The organism is Aquirhabdus sp. (genome assembly GCF_046462495.1).
GTDB lineage: Bacteria > Pseudomonadota > Gammaproteobacteria > Pseudomonadales > Moraxellaceae > Aquirhabdus.
The window spans coordinates 22,478-43,368 of sequence record NZ_JBKGVE010000009.1 but is presented as its reverse complement, the minus strand read 5'-3'; the positions used below and the strand labels follow the sequence as shown (position 1 = coordinate 43,368).

The following is a 20,891-nucleotide window of genomic DNA, read 5'->3' as shown; positions in this document are numbered from 1 at the left end:
CTTATTTGGTATAAGTCTTGGTAAACGCAAGTGTTGTTTGATCTCCTTTCACAGTATATGCAGCAACGTCTAAACGTTTACCGTTGATGGTAAATAGCATAAATCCTAAATCGCCATTTTTATAGGTATCAAAGACTAAACTATAATCATTATTATGATCTGTTTGCGTTTTTGCGGCCGCACCTGAATTGATCATATTCGTAACACCGCTCCCGCAGTTTTCTTTCGGATCTAACACTTCCATCGCATGGACGTGTCCAGCAAGAATAAAGTCAACTTTCCCACATAACGTTGATTCAGCAAAGCTGGCCTGACTTGACCACCAAAATGGCGTAATGATTTCAGAACCATTTGATTTATATTGGTGATGTGCAAACGCAAACTTCCAGGTCGCTGTTGATCCGGCTAGGGTTGTTTTAATCCACTGTGCTTGGTCTTGCATATAGCTGCCTTTAGGCCACCAATACGGATTTAATTGTGGTAAGTAGGTTTTCATTGGATTGGAGTCATACGCAATGAGTAAAGCATCAGCAACGGAGTTTTTCGCATTGACTGAATAATAGCGTGTTGGCATTTTCCATTTTGAGCTATGCGCAGAGTAATTAACCTCATCACTGCCTTTCCAATAAGCAACGCCATCACCAGCCATCACCAAGCTTTGATCATGATTTCCTAAAGCCATAAAGAATGGAAAGTTTAAGTTGACGTAAGGTTTTTCAAACTTGTCTTGAAACTGTGGATCTGTCGCAGAATTTGCGCCATATTCATAAATGTTGTCACCCATACCTATTGCAAAGTTACAGTTCTTCTCTTTGCATATTTTTTCAATAGCATGAGCCACTTGGTATTGTGCGTCTGCACCAGTACCAGTATCACCCATGACAATAAAGTTCATGGTTTCTGGCGTAGCACTATGCCCTTGAGAAACGATTGCCAATAATGAAATACATAGAGCCTTCTTTAACGTACGAAAATACATGATTTTATATCCTGAAAATTATAAGTTGGATGAGAGAGAGGATTTGCTGTGGTTAATGTAAATAATGCGTTGATTCCCCTGCGCTGATGTCAGTTGAATCATGGTTGGGTTATTTTGAAAAATGAGGTTTTTGGCACTTTGATAATCCGTCACTTTAGTAAGAGATTGTCCATTGATACTGTCTATGGTGTCGCCTTTTTCGACTTGTCCTTGATAGGCCTGAAGTAGCGATGACTCCGGTGAAACCTGATATTTACAGCCATCCATTTGACAAACTTGATTGATGCCAAAGCTTGCCAAAACGGCTTTACCATTCTGATGATATTCTTGATATAAAACGTCAATCAGTTCTGGTGACATATACTGTGCAGCATATTTGGCTTGCGCTATCTTTGCGGACTGTTGTGTTTCGTCTTCTGATTGGGCTGGGCTCGTCATCGTCAGTTCATGATTGATCTGAACCACATGATTCTCTTTAAATGAAGGCTTAGGCGTATCACTCAGTTTCCAAGGCGTATTCTTGGTGTGCTCGTTCACCAGTTTTACGATACGTGGATCTGCAAGACGCGCATCTTCTGTCTGCTCTTCAGCATCCGGAATAATGTTCGTTGTAGAGACTTGTGGAGTTGTTTTAGGGCTGTAAAAATAAAAGAATACAGTGAGCGAAACTGCAATCAGTATGAGGCTCACTGAAATGATAAATATTTTTTTTCGATTCTTTTGGGGAGGCTTTGATTCTGGGGTCTGAGATTTCGGCATTGCATTTACTTCTGCACAGATAGTTTAAACAGTGCATAAATTAACCGCATATAGTGACAAATCAATTACCAAGAGATGACAAGCTTAAGAAAATGAAGACGCTGTATACATTTTCTAGCTAGGCTTTATATTTAATAATAATTAAAATTAAATATGCTTAATAATAACAATTATTTAAGTTATTTTTTAAATAAAGACCTTATACAAGCAGTATTATTACCGTCATAATATTTCGATAGGCTAATTGATCTTTGTAATACGAGTTCATTACGCATGCCGGAATACAGCATTTCTAATCCAATCCAACCTATATTGAGAATTAGAAGCATCACTATGGCATGTATGCTTGTGCTACTCAGTGCGTGTGACTCTCATAAACAAGGGGATCCACAGCAGAATAAAATTAAGGTTAATTACGATCCATACACTTCTACTCCCTTAAGCACTCGTGCAGAAATGGGAAAAAAACTATTCTTCGAGCCCGCCTTGTCCGCATCAGGAAAAATGTCTTGTGCAAGTTGTCATAATCCCACCCATGCCTTCGGTCCACCCAATGCTCTAGCGGTGCAAATGGGTGGAAAAAATCTTTATTTGCAGGGTCTACGCGCTGCGCCTAATCTGACCTATGCCAAAGAAGCGCCACAATTTGCCATTGGTCCGAGTGATGATGACCAGCCACGGGTAATAATGGTCGATAATAAGCAATTACCAACTCAGGATCCCAAACTTCTCACACCTCATGGGGGACTTTTTTGGGATGGACGGGTGAGTTCACTAAAACAGCAGGCCATTGGTCCGCTCATGAATCCCCTCGAAATGGGAAACGCTTCAAAAGAAGAACTCATCCATAGCATCAAAAAACTAAATTATTTTAATGAAATTAAAAAGTTAATCGATCCTAAAAAATTTACCAATGATGACTTATTTCTTTCTGAAGTCATGTTTCTCATTGCGCGCTACCAATCGGAAGATCGAGTATTTGCAGCCTACAACAGCAAATACGATTTATATTTACAGCAAAAAGTACAATTAACCGATGCAGAAAAGCGAGGATTAGCGCTATTTGATGATCCGAAAAAAGGCAATTGCGCAGCATGTCATCTCGATAAACCTCGCGCAGATAGCAGACCTCCCCTATTTACTGATTATGAGTATGTCGCTCTCGGCGTTCCACGTAACTTCGAGATTAAAGCAAATAACAATCCAAAATTTTTCGATCTTGGCATCTGTGGTCCGGGTAGAACGGATATATACGTAACGCAATCTAGTAACTGTGGTCTATTTAGAACGCCCACCCTACGCAACGTTGCATTGCGCAAAGCTTTCTTTCATAACGGGAAATATCATAGTCTAAAAGATGTCATTAATTTTTACGTTAACCGAGATACCCGCCCTGAACAGGTTTATCCCAAACGTGCGGATGGAACAGTCGATAAATTCAATGATTTGCCTACCCAATACCAAAATAACATTAACTTTAGCGATGCGCCGTTTACTAATAAAGTAGGTAGCTCATCGGCCTTGTCAGATTCCGAAGTTCAAGACCTTATCGTTTTCTTAGGCACACTGACTGATGGCTATCAAAGCAAAGCTAAACCATAGCACTTTAGAAAAAGGTAGATTTAAAGAGTTTATAAATTTTAGATACTTATAAAATAGTAAGTCGATAAGTTGATGAAAGAAAATCACATGAAAAGCATGGGGAGCTATTCAGTAGATTAACAATCGTCAGTTAAATTAAGCTACAATCCATCACGAATTTATTAGCACCTTTCTTGTTTTACAGATATTAAACGGACTCTCCTATGACTCAACTTGCTAGCCTCATCGAACAAGCGTTTGAAGATCGCCTCCAATTTTCCCCAAGCAACGCCCCACAAGATGTGCGTGATGCTGTTGCTGCAGCACTGGCAGGATTAGACAATGGCTCACTCCGTGTTGCTGAGAAGATCAATGGCGCATGGCAAGTCAATCAATGGCTCAAAAAAGCCGTATTGCTCTCTTTCCGTCTGAATGACAATGTCCCGATGAGTGGTGGCGACTCTATTCAATATTATGACAAAGTCCCAACTAAATTTGCCGACTGGAATGAAGCACAGTTTCAAGCCGCTGGCATCCGTGTCGTACCATCAGCAGTAGCCCGTAAAGGCAGCTTTATCGCACGTAACGTTATCTTGATGCCTTCCTATGTCAATATCGGTGCTTATGTCGATGAAGGTACTATGGTAGATACTTGGGCAACCGTTGGATCATGTGCGCAGATTGGTAAAAATGTCCACTTGTCTGGTGGAGTTGGTATTGGCGGCGTACTTGAGCCGCTGCAAGCGAATCCAACGATTATTGAAGATAACTGCTTCATCGGTGCACGTTCTGAAATCGTAGAAGGTGTGATCGTTGAAGAAGGCTCAGTCATCTCTATGGGCGTTTATATCGGTCAATCGACCAAGATTTATGACCGCGAAACTGGCGAAGTCACTTATGGTCGGGTTCCTGCTGGGTCGGTTGTTGTTGCAGGTAATTTACCTGCGGCGAATGGTCAATATAGCCTCTACGCCGCAGTCATTGTGAAAAAAGTAGACGCTCAGACCCGCTCAAAAACTGGCTTGAATGAGCTGCTTCGTGTCGATTAATCCTGTGAAATAAAACAGTTGCACAAACAAGAACTGTGTTACCAATGTCATTCTTGTTTGTGCAGTTACTTCAATTGACTTGAAACCTGATTTGAAATTGGGAAAGCTAAATGTCAACATTACAACAAGATCCAAAGCATCATTTTTTTATTGTTTCAGATGAGCAAACGGGCTCTTTTTTATTTAGAAAAATAATAAGGACTGTGCAATTTAGCGCAGACGATTTTGAAGAATTCTCCAACCATTTTCAGCGTATGAGCGATGAGCTTGCGGTCTGGGTTCAAAAGTATGGACGTAAGGCACACCTGCTCCATATTGAGATTGAAGCTCACCCTTGGATTCTAAAACGGGTTAAAGATCGAATCTCTCAGAGATTTCCTGAGGGCCATCCTTACGGAGACTTTTCAAGAAAGCAGACCATTACGTTGCATCTTTATGATCATCTTGATCCAATTGGACAATGCTATACCCTTTATAAAGAGGGTAAGTCGTTTATCAATCAAATAGAAACAGCAACTCAAGCATCAAGTGATTAATTCTTCGCCTTCCAATCACAAAAATGCATAAAACCATCGGACTAAGGCTATCTAGTTATCATCGATCTTGTTATGATACGCGCCGCTGGGGATGTGGCGAAATTGGTAGACGCACCAGATTTAGGTTCTGGCGTAGCAATACGTGAGAGTTCGAGTCTCTCCATCCCCACCATTAATTTGTGTCAATAAAAAAAGCAACCGAGCGAGGGTTGCTTTTTTTATTGATAAAAATTAACTGCTACAGTACAGATGCATTAGGAAACTCCTCAATGCATCTCGACAAAAACTATTTACCCCGCATCATCCTCATCATCCGCCGTTGAGATTCCGAGCTCTTTAAGCTTGCGAGTCAAGGTATTACGCCCCCATCCTAAAAGCTCAGAAGCTAAACGCTTTTTCCCCTGACTATGCTCAAGTGCGGCATCAATCATAGCGCGTTCAAACATCGGTGTTGCGATATTAAGAATCTGCTGCTCTCCAGCCATGAGCTTCTGACGCGCCCATACACCTAGGATTTCTTCCCATGGTCCTGTGGTAGCAATAGCAGTTGGAACGATCGGAGTCGTACTAAACTCCACAGGTTTAACTGATGGTGATGTAGGCGCCACACTAGGCGCGCGCAGCTCTGGCGGTAGGTCTGTCGGCAATATTTCACGACTGCTCGCCATGACCGTCAACCAGCGGCAGGTATTCTCTAACTGACGTACGTTCCCCGGCCATGGCAATTGCTGCAAATACGCTGCGGTTTCTGAACGCAATTGTTTCGGCTCTACTGATAGCTCATGACCAGCACGCTGTAAAAAGTGCTCTGCAAGCATCGGAATATCTTCACTACGCTCACTGAGCTTAGGAATATGAATACGAATCACATTCAAACGATGATATAAGTCTTCGCGGAACTTGCCTTCAAGCACCAGTTTCTCAAGATTTTGATGTGTTGCCGCAATGATCCGCACATCTACACGGACAGGGACATGTCCACCGACACGATAAAACTCACCTTCAGCCAATACACGAAGCAAGCGAGTCTGAGTTTCAAAAGGCATATCACCTATTTCATCGAGAAAAAGGGTGCCGCCATTGGTTTGTTCGAAACGTCCTTGGCGCTGAGTATTGGCACCTGTGAAAGCACCCTTCTCGTGACCAAACAACTCGGTTTCGATCAAGTCTTTGGGAATTGCAGCCATATTTAGCGCAATAAAGGGTTTTGCAGTTCGCGGAGAATGTCTATGCAGGGCATGGGCAACAAGCTCCTTCCCTGTCCCTGACTCACCGTTGATCAGTACCGTAATATGCGATTGAGCCAAACGTCCAATCGCACGGAATACCTCTTGCATCGCGGGGGATTCACCGATGATATCAACGGAACGAACAAGTTTAGTCGGTGTCAAGTCATCATTATTTTTTGCGGCGATTTGAGCAGTATGCTGGATTGCACGCTGTACCAATGCTAATGCTTCATCAATATCAAAGGGCTTCGGTAGGTATTCAAAAGCGCCTGTTTGATAGCTGGATACTGCAGACTCTAGATCAGAGTGCGCAGTCATGATGATAACTGGCAAATCCGCGAATTTATGTTTAACACGAGAAAGGAAAGTCAGTCCATCCATGCCGGGCATACGGATGTCAGTCAAAATTACATCGGGCTGTTCTGTTTCTAGGCGATCCAGTGCGCTTTGACTTTCCTCAAAACTGACAACATTCAACCCTTCTTCTTTGAACGTTTTTTCCAGCACCCAACGGATGGCTCGATCGTCGTCGATGATCCATATGGTCTCGTTCGACATAAATTACTCCCAAGGTAAAAATAAACTAAACACGGTTTTGCCCGGTATGGAATGACATTCAATCATTCCAGCATGTTGATGAATAATATCTTGTGCAATGCTCAAGCCAAGTCCAGTCCCATTTGCACGTCCTGTAACCATTGGATAAAACACTGACTCAATAAGTTCTTCTGGAATGCCTGGTCCATTGTCTTCAATATCTAACTGAATCACACTGCGATGCAACACACTATGAATCGTAAACATCCGTAAAATACGACTTCGAAAAATCAGCGTAGGCGTACGCCCCTGCATATGGTCTTTATTCTCTGTCATCGCCTGAACTGCATTGGCTGCGATATTGAGCATGACTTGAATCAATTGGTCTTTATCTGCGCGAATCTCAGGCAGAGAAAGATCGTAATCACGAATAACTTGTAATTGATCGGCGGGAAATTGACTTAAGAATTGACTTAAGATCAGTGCTCGAACACGCTCTAGTGGTTCATGTACATTGACCAGTGCAAAGGCTGGTGGCTTTCTCGAGCCCAGCATGGTATCAGCCAAATGGCGCAAACGATCCACTTCACTGATGATGACATCGGTATATTCCGCCCCTGCCTCTGGCAATGTTCGGGCAAGAAGCTGCGTCGCACCTCGAATTCCGCCTAATGGGTTTTTGATCTCATGTGCAACCCCGCGTACTAGCTGTCTTGCAATCGCATGCTGCTGAGTGAGATGCTCTTCACGACTGATGCGCAGCAAACGATCCATCGGTTGAATTTCAAATAAGATACGATGCCGAGCACGATCGTCAGGCGCGTCGTTATCAACAATCAATGAAGCGGTATAATCCACGACTTTATCGCGTAAACCAATTTTCAAAACGGCTTCACGACGCGTATAGGGCTGTCCATTTGCCAATAAGCGAGATAAGGCAACCTGCGCATCAAATTGATCATCCTGATCTATCAAGATGGATAACAGCGGCTGCTTTAAAGCTCGAAATTGACTGAGCTCTAAAAGTGCCTCACATGCTGGATTAAGATACTCAATACTCAGGTCTGAACGCACCAGAATAATAGCAGTCAGCATGTGATCTGTTATTCTTTGATATTGTTCAATATTCATAAGTAATCACTATTAATTATGCGTAATATGATCATTCAATGAGCCTTCCACTGGATAAAAGTGCACTTTAAAGTTGTCATTTGTAATGAGACTCTTTGTTCCGATGCTTAAAAACGCGCCTATTGCATCATGATGGAACAAACTTGATTTCATGTTCTATAGTTCCTCTAAGCAAACTACAAGCCAACTTTTTGAAGTCTGAAACTGAAAGGTCAAGTTAAGACCTTCTACTGTATTAGTAATTAATCTGTGCAATGATCTTTGATTTGTAAGGAAAAATTTTTATAAAGATACAAAATACAACCATTTATCCATGAATAATCCACAAAATCCCTCATGCGCACCAAAATAAAACATAAATCAATATAGCACCAAAACAGGGCAATATTTTTGAAATTATGCTGAATATGAGGAATAAATAGCATCAATGCTTACGTCAGCGGCACAAAGCGCATACAATATACAAGTCAAATGCTTGTTAAGTAGAAATGTCGTATGAGTTCGCCAAAAGTTGGTTTTGTTTCATTGGGATGTCCTAAAGCACTGGTCGATTCTGAAAGAATTTTGACCCAGTTACGTATTGAAGGCTATGAAGTTGCCGCAGACTACTCTGGTGCAGATTTAGTCGTTGTTAATACCTGTGGTTTTATTGAATCGGCAGTACAAGAATCCCTTGATGCGATTGGCGAAGCCATCAGTGAAAATGGTAAAGTGATCGTAACCGGTTGTTTAGGCAAAGACGAAGCAAAAATTCGCTCGATGCATCCCAGCGTCTTGAAAGTGACAGGCCCGCAAGCCTATCAAGATGTGATGAATGCCGTACATGAATATGTTCCTCAGCCCCCAGAACACAACCCTTACCTTGATTTGGTTCCGCCACAAGGCATACGACTGACGCCGAAGCATTATGCCTATCTCAAGATTTCAGAAGGTTGTAACCATCGCTGCACGTTCTGCATTATTCCATCATTACGCGGTGATTTAGTTTCTCGCCCAATCGGCAATGTGATGGAAGAAGCACAAAATCTTGTTAATGCTGGAGTAAAAGAAATTCTAGTGATCTCTCAGGATACCTCTGCATATGGCGTAGATTTAAAATACAAGCTCGATTTTTGGAATGGCCAACCGCTGAAAAGTAAATTTATCGATTTATGTGCAGCATTAGGGCAAATGGGTGTTTGGGTACGTTTGCACTATGTTTATCCGTATCCACATGTTGATGCAGTCATTGACTTGATGGCGGAAGGCAAGATCTTGCCTTATCTGGATATCCCTTTCCAGCACGCAAGTCCGCGGATATTACAATTAATGAAGCGACCTGCGCATAGCGAAAACACACTTGAGCGTTTGGCGATATGGCGTTCCAAATGCCCAGATATCGTTATTCGTTCGACTTTTGTTGTCGGCTTCCCCGGTGAAACCGAAGAAGACTTTGAATATCTGCTGAACTGGCTTAAAGAAGCCCGTCTAGATCGTGTTGGCTGCTTTACATACTCTCCTGTTGAGGGTGCCGTGGCTAATGATTTGCCTGACCATGTGCCAGTCGAAGTTCAACAATCGCGTTATGAACGTTTCATGGAAGCCCAGCAAATTATTTCTGCTCAAAAACTGCAAGAGCGTATTGGACGCACATTGACAGTTTTGATTGATGAGTTCGACTTAGAGCACTCTGTCGCAATTGCCCGTTCTTATGCGGATGCACCAGAAATCGATGGCCATGTTTATATTGAAGACTTGACCACTGAAGACTTATCCCGTTTAAAATCTGGCGATAAAGTCACCGTGACCATCACTGATGCTGATGAATATGATCTGTATGCTAATTTAGTGACCACAAATTAACTTATGATCACCACTTGATCACCCTAAACCAAAAACGCGTTTTATAAAGCTAATATTAGGCTTTATAAAACGCAGTTTGCGATGATTAAAATCATAAAACTATTTTGGCTGTGCGGTCATACGGCGCTCTATCTCTTCGAATGGAACATCTTCGATATGCGTATGAATCCACCACTGGTTACCACTCAAATCCGTCACACCTCCTGAACGATCACCATAAAGCTGGTCAGTGGGCGGTCTAACAGATTTAGCCCCTGCCATAAGCGCACGTTGATAGGCCTTATCGGCATCGGGCACATAGACAACCAGAACAGCAGGTGTTGCTGGCATGTCTCCAATCGCTTCACTCAGCATAATACGTGACGTCCCCAATTGCAGTTCTGCATGAGAAACCTTTCCATCAGGATATTTAAGCCTGCCAACTTCCACCGCATCAAAAACTTGTACTAAAAAATCAATAACCTGATCTACTTTCTGAATTATTAGATATGGATTAACGGTGTTATAACCCTCAGGCAAATAATGAACTGCCATGATTCATCCCCTTATTTTTTGCGTATTTAAAAATTGAATTTTTACGCCGAGGTATAATCATGGCATTAGATGCCTACAGATCACTGTATAGGTTTTGTGCATTAAAAAGCGACTTAAGTCACACTTAAGTCGCTCATTTTACAACCATAATAACTTGAGACATTTACTTAGGAACAAACAACATCTGTTGTTGGAGTACTATGATCAAAAGCTAAAATGGAAGATGCAACTGCCGTCGAGACCTTATCTAAAGACTGGCGAGAGGCGATCACGATCGCGTTAACCCCTGTTCCGAAACTACTGTCGACAGGCGTATTAAAATCCATTCGACATGCAATTTGACGATCCGGATTAGTGCCCGAGTTTTCAACCCGTTTGATGCTCCATGTAACGGATACATCGATGCTATTGGATACCGATTTTCCATCAACCACGCGCTGCCCTAAAATATCAAAATGCGCAAAATCCGCTGCAATACGATAAGTAGGTTGCGTAGTCACCATGCCGCTATGATAACGATCAACGGCCCCTAAGCGCTGCTGAAGATTCGAGGACAGCCCATCACGTAACTCTGAACTCAAGGCAGATGTCCAACGCTGTAGATCCAATATTTTTGATTTTCCAGAATCGTCTTGCAAAATTAATTGCGTACGATCTAAACGATCAGGCAAACCTACAGGTAAAACTTCAATTGAGCGTATGGTTGAACCCGGCAGCACTTTTGCTGTCGATGCCAACGTGTAATAAGTTGGTGTCGATGAGAAACTGCAAGCGGTCATAAGTGCTACTGCACCGATACTTAAAACGGCGATGGATCGCTGCAGCAACGACTGGTTAAGATACATCATGGTTGCTGCTCCTTGTTATTAGATGTTGCTTTCCCACGAATCAACGACTCTGGATGTTCTTGAATATAATCAGACATGATTTGCAATGAAGCGGCCGCTCGTGTCATTTGTTGAACAGCACGACGAACGTCTTGTTGTAAAGGTGCATCGCTTGACAGAATTGTCTCTGTTGATTTCATTGTCTTACGTGCATCATCAAGCGTTGCTTGCATCGCAGGTGCGACCTTGCCATCCATTTGTTTGACCAATTTGTCCGTAGACTCAATAGTAGTATTCATCGTTGCCAATGTCTTTCGAACATCCTGACCAATTTCATTCAATGGGAATTTAGCAATTTTATCAGCGATTTGCGAAACTTGTGCTTGCAGACCACTCAACTCTGTTGGAATCGTCGGAATTTCGTCAATACCGTTCACCTTGTGGTATTCCGCTGGCTTGGCTTTCGGGAAGAAATCCAATGCAACGTAATTTTGTCCAGTCAGAATGTTTCCAGGACGCATTTGAGCACGCAAGCCACGCGCAATAAATGTTCGTAGAATTTCACGATCAGGATCAAACTCATGGCCTTTTGTGAGGCGTGAAGGAAAGACTTCAGCGATCACTGGTAATCGGATCTGTTTGAAGTTTGGATCAAATTCGATGCCGACCGATTTGACCGTCCCAAGTTCAATACCACGGAAATCAATCGGTGCACCTTTTGCCAGACCTCGGATCGACTGATCGAAATACATGAGAATCTGTTGCGGGGTACCGTCATTTTCTTTCAATGCTTCAGCTTGATTAGTCGACAAAGTAAAGACGGTATTCGTTGAGGCAATCGGTGCATCTGAACCTTCAGGAAAACCAAATGCCACACCACCTGCTGCAATACTTGCCAAGGATTGGGTATTCAACTGAAAACCCGATGCATTGAGCGATACATCAATACCGCTAGCATGCCAAAAACGTGTATCTTTGGTCACATATTTATCATAGGGGGTTTGGATAAAAACTTGAACTTCAACACTTTTACCATCACCCGCAAGATTATAACCACTCACTTGACCCACTTTAATTCGGCGATAATAAATTGGCGAACCTGCATCTAATGACCCGAGGTCACTCGACTGTAATACAAAGCTTTTTCCAGGCACATCAGCCGCAATAACAGGCGGTGACTCAAGCCCTGTAAAGTGTTCTTTCAAAATATCTGACTTACCGCCATCAACACCTATATATGCCCCAGAAAGCAGGGTATCGATTCCGGAAATCCCACTGGCCCCTACACGCGGTGTGACCACCCAGAAGCGCGTGTCTTTAGCGGCAAAGCTACTCGCTTCTTTTTTTAATTCAATTGCGACAATGACATGAGAGCGATCTTTGGCAAGCGCAATATTTCGCACCAAGCCAATATTAACTTGCTTAAACCGTACCGTCGTTTTACCTGCAGTCAGGCCATCCGCTGTGCGAAAAGTGACATCAATAGTTGGCCCCTTTTCCAGTAAGGTTTTGGCAACCAACGACAAACCAATCGCCAGAGCAACTAAAGGAATTAGCCAAACCAATGACAGCTTCCAGCGTTTAGGCTTTGCGGTGCGTGGTTCAGGAAACTCGCCTGAAGGACTTTTATTCTCAGGAGTCTCTGAGGCTTTATTTTGATCATCACTCATTTTATTGTCTTCAGTCATATCAATCTAGGCTTGTGGAATTAGGAAGTGCGACAGGTGTCGCATGGCGATAATAGTTATCCCAGATAATTCGAGGATCAAAACTTAGCGAGGCCAACATGGTCAAAACGACAACAGCGCCAAAGGCTACAGCTCCAGGGCCGGCTGAGATCGTAGCAAGGGATTGCATTTGGATCAATGCAGTCAGTAATGAGACGACAAATACATCGATCATTGACCAACGACCAATGAACTCAACAATCCTATACAGAACTGCACATTGCTCAGGTCGCCAGCGCTTTTTGTTTGAAGATTGGCGGCGTACAGCGATAAGCAGGAAAGTCAAGATCATGAGCTTCAGCATCGGCACAAAGATACTGGCAACAAAAATAACGCTAGCAACGAGATAATCATTACTTTGCCAAAAGTAAATCACCCCACTCATGATCGTATCTTCCTGACTTCCTAAAAGAGAGTCCGTTCGGGTCATCGGAAGTAAGTTGGCTGGAATATACATAATTACAGCGGCCAACATAAGTGCCCAAGTTCGATCTAAACTTGCCGGTTTACGAATATGTAAAACGGCGTGACAGCGCTCACAATGTTTTCCATTTTCAGTCAAGGCATTCAAATGCCCACAACTATGGCAAGAAATGAGCGACAAATCTTTTGCGGTATAAAAGTGCTGACGCTCAAAATCTATTTGCTCTGGGCTTGAATCATCTGATGACTTAAGATCTGGCTTAGCGATAGTCATTTTTTTCGACCTCATCCCAGATATCTGTCACTTTCACGGAGGTCACCAAAACCAGAAAAATACTTAATACCGCAAAAGACCATAAGGCAATGCCTGGAATAACCACAACCATACCGGCAAGTTTGACTAAAGTGACGAGCACGCCAATTAAGAACACTTCAATCATTCCCCAATTCCGGAAAACTCTGATCACTCTCAGTGCAAAAGCCATGCCTTGGGGCTTGGTTTTGAAGAGATTAATGGGGATTAATACATATAAAAGTAAGAGTAGCTCAAGTAATGGGAAAATGAACGTCGTTAAAAGTACGAGTATTCCGACTGGCGCTCGCCCAGCATGGAACATAGCCATTGCAGCACCGAGTAAAGTTGTTTCGGAAAGATTACCTTGCAGATCGACTTCAACAATCGGAAAAACATTGCTAATGATGAAGAAGATTAAACTGGTTAAAACTAAAGGCAATAATTCGCCAAGCGTACGTCCACGTCGGTATAATTCCGCACCACAACATACACAATAGGCTTTATCGCCTTTTTTTAGTTCTACTCGTTGATAGACCACATCACACTCTTCACAGCATGCAAGATTGGCTGTGTCTCGGACATCAAATCGTACACCATTTTGTAATGGCGTCGATGAAGAGTGTGATTGAGGCAGTGAGGTTGAGTGTTCTCGTTGCATTGTGCCCGACTTCGCCCTTAATGTTTATCCGAACCGAAGCCAGTCTAATCATTGCCGAATGCACAAAAATGAGACTGACCAGAATGATTAAAAAGGTATAAACATTAACCTATCACAAATTCATGCAAAATGTATGAATTGGCGAAGTAAATCAGATGCCTATTTCATTAGACACGATCAATTGTAAATCCAAGTGTAATCAGCTCAGCCTCTTTCGCATAAGGTGCAACAACCGAGCGACGACGTAATTCCGGTTTCAAATAGATCTGTGCTACCCGTTGTAAATCACTCAAGGTCACTGCTAACAATGCTTTACGCAGTGCACGACGCTGTTCCGGCGTACGGCCATGAAGTAACGAATGACAACTAGATACCGCCTCTCCTGCTGGAGAGCTGGGTTTATCCATGGCACCCATCAACCCCAGAATGGCCTCTTCCAGTTGATAGGCTTCTTGTGGGGTATCAAACAACCATTGAATACTGGCTTCAAAATCCACAAAAGTTTCTGCTAAACGTGGGTCACGATAACTATGGAAGCGAAATGCACACGCATTACCGTCATAACCCGCACCGCCACCATATGCACCACCCTGCTCACGCAACGCACGATGTAAGAAACCATTGCGTAAATAAGGACCTAGTACCATAAGTGGCGCCGTATCAGGATGATCAACGACTGGTGCAGGATATGCAGCAGCACAAAACTGTACATTGGTCTGAATCAACCATGCTACATCTACCACTTTCTCTTGATGAGATGTTGTCGTCACTGCTTCTGTCGTTGACGCGAACGCTGTATTTTTCCAAACGTGCTCAATTTCAGATGTTAGATCAGCCAGTTTATTTTCTTCCGCGACCAATAAGAATTGGCGGGGTAATCCAATAATCTGTTGATGCAATACAGATAAATCACTGAGTAACTGTGTTTTAACCGCATCATCTTGTTCAATTTGAGTCAGTAGATCTCGAAGCCACTGCAGCGCTGGCAATCCAGTATTTTCATATTCGTAATGCGTTAATGCACTAAGGTCCCGTGCAGATGTTTGCATCGCATAAGCATGACCTGAACCGCTGATCCGCGACTGCCAACGTGATTTACGCTGCTGAAGTAACTCAAGGATTCGATCCTCCTCATCTAAACGTAGCTTGATAAATGCATCGTGTAGAAGTGATATTGCTTCAACTTTATGTGCCAAAGATTTTGTCGACAGTACCAAGTATGAACTAATCAGTCCTTGATCATTAACCGATGTCCTCAAGCTTGCTCCGAGATTAATGCCGCCACTGACAGCAGTTTGGCGTTGCTGAATTTCAAGATAATCCAGCTCACCTGCACCGACTGAACCAACCAGAGATACATATAACGACAATAACTTTCCATTCAACAAGGATTGAGGAACTTCAATCAGTACTTGCTGATAATACAGACCATTGGTACCTGCGGCATAACAATGAATCGGTGCACTTGTATTCGCCACATGCAGTGTCTTTGTCTCACCGATCTGGATATTCAAGTCAACGGGGATATCCTCTAGTCCAACTTTAGGCAAAATGGACAAATCATCAATAGTCGCTTGACGCTCGGCCAGTGCCAAAGCATCACGCTCCAGTTTAATACGATCTTCAGCAGTTAAATGGGCTTCAATTTGATCCAGTTTTTCTTGTTCAAGCTGTTGGTCATGTGCTGTTTTCTCACTATCGGGACTCAAGATGAGACGAACACGATGCGGATTCTCTAATAGATATTGACGAACCAGATTAGGAAGGTAATGAGCATCCTTTAAGTTTTCTCGCAGTTCCGCCAACAAAGGCTCAAGCTGCCAGACCGCAAGTGGATCACCTCCATGAATCGCACTGCCTAAACCATTAAGCAATAATTGCAGCCCATAAGGATAACTGCCACCGCCGATTTCACGTTGCTGTAGTTCAATCTGATGTAGAACTGCTTCCACCTGCTCGACATTGACTTCACCTGCTGCAATGCGTTCAAGCACCGCCAAAACCCCTGCTTCAAAAGCATCGGCTTGTTCTGCATTTGATCCTTGAAGACCACAAAAAAAGCTCATCTCAAAATTGCTGTCATCCAATCCAAGCAGCGGTGAAGGTGACTCCCCAAGTCCGCAGGTCTCCACATAATGACGTAATGGTGATGCCGAGTCTTCAAGCAAAACCCCCTCCACTAAGCGAAGCGCAAAGCGGGCTTGAATATCCGTTGTTTTTGGCAATAACCAAGCCAATACTAGATGAGTGCGATTTTCAAGCGTCTCACCTTCACTGATATCAACAGCATAAGTCGCTTCAACACGCTGTGGCTCGATATAACGCACTTCTGGAACAGATACTCGCCTCTCTCCCATCTGGAATTGACTCAGTGCTTGCTCTTCAAAACGCTGCTGTAAAACGGCTGGTGACAGATTACCATACGTCATAAACACCGCATTACTTGGATGATAGTGAGAACGATAGAAGTCAACCAAAGTCTGATGCGTCAGCTTTGGAATATCCGCAGGATCACCGCCTGAATTATAGTGATAGGTCGTGGTTGGATAGAGCGTGTGTGCAAGCTGATGATAAAGCTGATCAGTTGGCGAGCTCATCGCGCCTTTCATTTCATTGAATACAATACCTTTATAAACGGGTTTCCCAGCTTCAAGTTCAATGCGAATGCCTTCTTGAGCAAAGTCCAAGGGATCTAGATTTGCAAAGAATGCTGCATCTAAATATACCGATAATAAGTTAAAAAAATCCGTTTTATTTTGCGAGGCAAAAGGATAAGCCGTCCAATCCGCAGATGTGAATGCGTTCATAAACGTATTGAGTGAACGTTTGATCATGGAAAAGAATGGATCTCTTACTGGATAGCGCTTAGACCCACATAGAGCCGTGTGCTCAAGCACATGCGCAATGCCTGTTGAATCCATAGGCTGTGTGCGAAACGCGACCATAAAGACATTCTCATCATTATCAGCCGCCAAATGATAATGCACTGCACCCGTCACCTTATGACGAAACTCAAATAACTCTGCCGATAGAGCTTCCACTGGCTCTCGTCTTAATAATTCAAAAGTTTCAAAGGTATTTACAGACGTTTTAGATGGTTCGGTAGGCAATGCAGCGGTCATAGAGACTCCAAAGGCGAAATAACACTTCGCCCAGTTAATTTGTTTAATCGATCGATGGATAATTATTTGGGCTTTGGCACGCAGATAACAAGTGCAAAATCGTGTTATTTGTCAAAGGATTTACCGATTTCTATCTTTTAAAACACGATCAAACAAGATTGAAGGTTTTGAAATACAACAGAAGACTCTTTAAATTCAATTTAATATAAATTTTTTCTATATAAACCTATCACTAAAATGTATTTCTATCATCAAATTTTTCTCTCTAAGATGAAACATCTATCCCATGTTCACGCTTGTTGGAAAATTATTAAGGAGAAAACTGATGGTAAAGCTTCGTATTATCTCACCCCACTTTACCAATGAATCCAGCGAAATCGCAGCCGATCTGAAGAACTATATCAAAGGTTTACAAAAAGACAATTTGGAAGTTTCGTACACCACATTGGTGACAGGACCCTCTTCAATCGAATGTGAATTGGATCGGGCACTGGCCACACCAGGTATTGTTCAAGAAGTCACTCGGGCAGAAAACGAAGGTATAGATGCTGCGATTATTTCTTGCTTTGGAGATCCAGGCCTTGCAGCGGCGCGCGAGGCTAGCAATATCCCTGTCTTTGGGCCGGGTCAGACATCGATGCATGTTGCATCACTCCTCGGACATAAGTTCTCGATTGTGACCGTTGTTGAATCAGTTCGGCCTATGATTGAAAACCTCGCCCGCCAGTACGCTGTGATCGATAGGCTAGCATCGATACGCGTCATTAATATTCCTGTGTTAAGTCTTTTAACCGACACCTCGGTTTTGCACAATGCTTTAGCCGTAGAGGCTGCTGCTGCTGTCATTGAAGACCGTGCCGATGTGATTGTGCTTGGATGCACAGGTTTTCTGGGTAGTGCGGAAGCGGTCACTGCTCAACTAAAAGCCCAAGGCATTCATGTCCCTGTGATTGACCCAGCACCTGTAACCATCGCAATAGCCCAAGCCATCTGCAATTTGGGATTAAAACATAGTGAACGCGTCTATAAGTTCAACGCCAGCAAACCCACCAAAGGTTACGACTCCCTTGTCGAAACTCTACGTAACAGTCGATCAAAGCAATCGATTACATAACAATCTCTAGAGGATCACCACGCTTGGTGTTAGCACTTAAATGCTCGCACCATAGCTGTTCTCAATTTAAAACTGTGAAGTTCTATCAAGAATGCCCTACTAACAACTTATAATAATGAATATAAATATCATATATTTAAAATAAATACTAAGAACAACACTCCAAATTTAAAATAAAAGTTTTTTATATAAACCTATCATTAAAATGTATTTCCATTATTTTAATAGTATCCCTATGATCAGATCTAACAGGCAATTTGTGACTCGTTTAGTACACAAATTTGCAATTTTGATCATAACGATGGTGATGCTATGGCTTTAAACAGACGTGAACTCCTGATTGGATTATCTACTTTAGGAAGCTACCCATTCCTTAGTACACGTGCCACTGCTTCCGCATCAGCAGGCACCATTGCTGACTCACCCACACCATCCTTTCCCCAAGCAGTAACACAAGCTTTAGATAAGAAGGTCATCGTAGTCGGCGCAGGGATTGGTGGACTGGTCTCAGCCTACGAGTTACAGCGTGCTGGATTCGATGTCACTGTGGTTGAAGCACGTAATCGTGTTGGAGGGCGTAATTGGACATTAAGACGGGGTGATAAAGTCGAATACACGGATGGAACAACCCAAACGGTGCAGTTTGATTCGGGCTTTTATTTCAACGCTGGGCCAGCGCGTATTCCAAGTCACCATCAAATCATGCTGAGTTATTGCCGAGAACTGGGTGTAGAACTTGAAGTTGTCGTTAACACGAGCCGCAATGCTTTGGTCAGACCTGATCTCGCTGAACCTCCATTTCAATTGCGTCAAGCAGTGAATGACGCAAGAGGCTATATTGCTGAGTTGCTCACCCAATCTGTTAAAAACGATTCAATTCCTCAAACACTGTCCAAAGCGGATCGTAAAGGTCTGCAAGACTTTTTAAAAATCTGGGGAGATCTTTCAGACAAGCAAACCTATGAAGGATCTGCACGCTCTGGCTATAAAGTACTTCCTGGGGCTGGTGATCAGCTCCCTGTGAAACGTGCCCCACTGCCGCTTAAATCATTGTTGAATCCGGCGCTATGGACTGCCTTAGTCATTGACGAATATCCAGAGTTCTCACCGACCATGTTTCAACCAGTCGGTGGCATGGATCAAATTCCCAAAGCATTCCATAAACGACTAGGTCAACGGGTACGCCTCAATAGCGAAGTTCAGGCTATCGAAAGTCAAGAAACATCAGCATCTGTGGTCGTAAAAGACCGTTTAACAGGTCAAACATCTACGCTCACGGCTGATTACGTTGTAGTCACGCTACCATTGCCATTACTCGCAAGACTACAGACCAACTTCAGCCAGCCAGTCAAAGATGCTATAGCGGCGACAGAATTTGGCTTTGCCAATAAAGTCGCGTGGCAATCGCCACGCTTCTGGGAGACTGATCTACAAATTTATGGTGGATTGTCATTTCTTAATCACGATGCCTATAGCTTTTGGTATCCCAGCGGTGGATTCCAGCAGCCTGAAGGCGTGCTGATCGGTGCCTATAACAATGGCGAAGTTGCGCGTCGCTTTGGCGAAAAAAGCCATCTTGAACAAATTGCTTTATCTAAACAAGCCGTGGAATTACTACACCCCAATCGTAGTCAATTACTCAAAAATCCTGTCGCCATCTCATGGAGCAGAATTCCCTACAGTCTTGGGCCATGGTCCTCTCATGAAGTAAAACAACCTGCCTACGACCTTCTCAATCAACCGCAAGGTCGGGTTCATCTAAGTAGTGACAGCCTAGCCCATAGCGGCATTGGGATATGGCAAGAATCCGCCGCCGCATCAGCTCGTCGAGTTGCCCATGTGATTTTACAGCAAGTAAACCAAACAGCTTCAGTGACTCAAGGAGCTGCAGCTTGACATCACCGACTTTTCATAAATTCATGTCTAACCACATATTCAGAAATCAAATGTGTCACTGATTTTAGACATTTTTAAGTTTTCTTTTCGGTTGTGGGTTCACAACCACGATTTAACCAACGGGGTATTTTTTCAATGAGCATTAAACTAATTTTTAGCAGTAGTCTGTTTGGTTTGGCACTCCTTAATAGCCAATCCCATGCGGACACGATCCAGCGCACACCATTGCCACACTCTAGCTTCCCAATTTTGCAATCCGTCACACTTGGGGTTGGTACTGAGCTCACTTATTTCAGTGGGCTATTGCCAGATCCTGCGAATGCTGGTGCACCGGCCGAAGAACTGCATGCCAGTGGAGATACTGCATCGCAAACTGAAGCCGTCCTAAAAAAACTAGATGCAGCGCTTAAGCGTCAAGGGCTGGGCTTTGGTGATGTTGTTCAGCTACGCATTTTCTTGGTGGCAGATCCCGATAAAGGAAACAAACTCGACTTTGCAGGATTGCAAAAATCCTATACCCAATTCTTTGCCACTAAAGATCAACCGAACGTACCCACTCGGACTACGGTCGGTGTTGCCAGTCTAGTACTGCCACACGCCTTGATTGAAATCGAAGCCGTCGCTGCACGCGCGCCTTCAGCAGTGAAATAGG

Annotated in this window: 17 protein-coding genes and 1 tRNA gene; 8 read left to right on the top strand and 10 right to left on the bottom strand. The window is 43.3% G+C overall.

Features of this window, described 5'->3' with window-relative positions; genetic code table 11:
- Position 1 precedes the first annotated feature (1 nt).
- On the bottom strand, positions 2–979 hold the full coding sequence (locus ACLHG7_RS10950; protein ID WP_410211062.1) for a metallophosphoesterase: 978 nt from the start codon (positions 977–979) through the stop codon (positions 2–4).
- 18 nt (positions 980–997) lie between these two features.
- Complete coding sequence (locus ACLHG7_RS10945; RefSeq protein WP_410211061.1) at positions 998–1,738, bottom strand: hypothetical protein; 741 nt, start codon at positions 1,736–1,738, stop codon at positions 998–1,000.
- A gap of 273 nt (positions 1,739–2,011) precedes the next feature.
- On the opposite strand from ACLHG7_RS10945, the gene ACLHG7_RS10940 reads away from it, so the two are divergent.
- The 4 genes from ACLHG7_RS10940 (at position 2,012) to ACLHG7_RS10925 (ending at position 5,076) form a co-directional block, all read left to right on the top strand.
- Positions 2,012–3,340 (top strand): cytochrome-c peroxidase, encoded by a 1,329-nt coding sequence (locus ACLHG7_RS10940; RefSeq protein WP_410211060.1) that lies wholly within the window; start codon positions 2,012–2,014, stop codon positions 3,338–3,340.
- A 203-nt stretch (positions 3,341–3,543) separates the two neighbouring features.
- Entirely contained in the window at positions 3,544–4,368 is an 825-nt protein-coding gene (gene dapD, locus ACLHG7_RS10935) for a 2,3,4,5-tetrahydropyridine-2,6-dicarboxylate N-succinyltransferase (protein ID WP_410211059.1), read from the top strand.
- Positions 4,369–4,478: 110 nt separating this feature from the next.
- Complete coding sequence (locus ACLHG7_RS10930; RefSeq protein ID WP_410211058.1) at positions 4,479–4,904, top strand: hypothetical protein; 426 nt, start codon at positions 4,479–4,481, stop codon at positions 4,902–4,904.
- Between the two features lie 87 nt (positions 4,905–4,991).
- Positions 4,992–5,076, top strand: a tRNA-Leu gene (locus ACLHG7_RS10925).
- Positions 5,077–5,194: 118 nt separating this feature from the next.
- On the opposite strand, the gene glnG is transcribed toward ACLHG7_RS10925, so the two are convergent.
- Positions 5,195–6,691 carry a nitrogen regulation protein NR(I) gene (glnG, locus tag ACLHG7_RS10920; protein WP_410211057.1) on the bottom strand — a complete coding sequence of 499 codons (1,497 nt, stop codon included), beginning with the start codon at positions 6,689–6,691 and terminating at the stop codon, positions 5,195–5,197.
- Between the two features lie 3 nt (positions 6,692–6,694).
- Positions 6,695–7,801 carry a nitrogen regulation protein NR(II) gene (glnL, locus tag ACLHG7_RS10915; protein WP_114898706.1) on the bottom strand — a complete coding sequence of 369 codons (1,107 nt, stop codon included), beginning with the start codon at positions 7,799–7,801 and terminating at the stop codon, positions 6,695–6,697.
- 495 nt (positions 7,802–8,296) lie between these two features.
- On the opposite strand from glnL, the gene rimO reads away from it, so the two are divergent.
- Positions 8,297–9,643 (top strand): 30S ribosomal protein S12 methylthiotransferase RimO, encoded by a 1,347-nt coding sequence (gene rimO / locus ACLHG7_RS10910; RefSeq protein ID WP_410211056.1) that lies wholly within the window; start codon positions 8,297–8,299, stop codon positions 9,641–9,643.
- 99 nt (positions 9,644–9,742) lie between these two features.
- Here the strand turns inward: rimO and ACLHG7_RS10905 are convergent, their stop codons facing one another.
- The 6 genes from ACLHG7_RS10905 to ACLHG7_RS10880 form a co-directional block, all read right to left on the bottom strand.
- Positions 9,743–10,177 carry a VOC family protein gene (locus ACLHG7_RS10905; protein WP_410211055.1) on the bottom strand — a complete coding sequence of 145 codons (435 nt, stop codon included), beginning with the start codon at positions 10,175–10,177 and terminating at the stop codon, positions 9,743–9,745.
- A 167-nt stretch (positions 10,178–10,344) separates the two neighbouring features.
- A complete protein-coding gene (locus ACLHG7_RS10900; protein WP_410211054.1) occupies positions 10,345–11,025 on the bottom strand; it encodes a membrane integrity-associated transporter subunit PqiC in 681 nt (226 codons plus the stop codon).
- A complete protein-coding gene (locus tag ACLHG7_RS10895; RefSeq protein ID WP_410211053.1) occupies positions 11,022–12,674 on the bottom strand; it encodes an intermembrane transport protein PqiB in 1,653 nt (550 codons plus the stop codon). The genes ACLHG7_RS10900 and ACLHG7_RS10895 overlap by 4 nt, the downstream gene beginning before the upstream one ends.
- A 19-nt stretch (positions 12,675–12,693) precedes the next feature.
- Entirely contained in the window at positions 12,694–13,428 is a 735-nt protein-coding gene (locus tag ACLHG7_RS10890) for a paraquat-inducible protein A (protein WP_410211052.1), read from the bottom strand.
- Positions 13,415–14,107, bottom strand: coding sequence for a paraquat-inducible protein A (locus ACLHG7_RS10885; RefSeq protein ID WP_410211051.1), 693 nt, complete (start codon positions 14,105–14,107; stop codon positions 13,415–13,417). The genes ACLHG7_RS10890 and ACLHG7_RS10885 overlap by 14 nt, the downstream gene beginning before the upstream one ends.
- Positions 14,108–14,274: 167 nt before the next feature.
- Positions 14,275–17,229 carry an insulinase family protein gene (locus ACLHG7_RS10880; RefSeq protein WP_410211050.1) on the bottom strand — a complete coding sequence of 985 codons (2,955 nt, stop codon included), beginning with the start codon at positions 17,227–17,229 and terminating at the stop codon, positions 14,275–14,277.
- A gap of 325 nt (positions 17,230–17,554) precedes the next feature.
- On the opposite strand from ACLHG7_RS10880, the gene ACLHG7_RS10875 reads away from it, so the two are divergent.
- The 3 genes from ACLHG7_RS10875 (at position 17,555) to ACLHG7_RS10865 (ending at position 20,890) form a co-directional block, all read left to right on the top strand.
- Positions 17,555–18,343 carry an aspartate/glutamate racemase family protein gene (locus ACLHG7_RS10875; protein ID WP_410211049.1) on the top strand — a complete coding sequence of 263 codons (789 nt, stop codon included), beginning with the start codon at positions 17,555–17,557 and terminating at the stop codon, positions 18,341–18,343.
- Positions 18,344–18,655: 312 nt separating this feature from the next.
- Positions 18,656–20,239: a flavin monoamine oxidase family protein gene (locus tag ACLHG7_RS10870; protein ID WP_410211048.1), complete on the top strand. Its 1,584-nt coding sequence runs from the start codon at positions 18,656–18,658 to the stop codon at positions 20,237–20,239.
- A 135-nt stretch (positions 20,240–20,374) separates the two neighbouring features.
- Positions 20,375–20,890 carry a RidA family protein gene (locus tag ACLHG7_RS10865; protein WP_410211047.1) on the top strand — a complete coding sequence of 172 codons (516 nt, stop codon included), beginning with the start codon at positions 20,375–20,377 and terminating at the stop codon, positions 20,888–20,890.
- The last annotated feature ends 1 nt before the right edge of the window (position 20,891 follow it).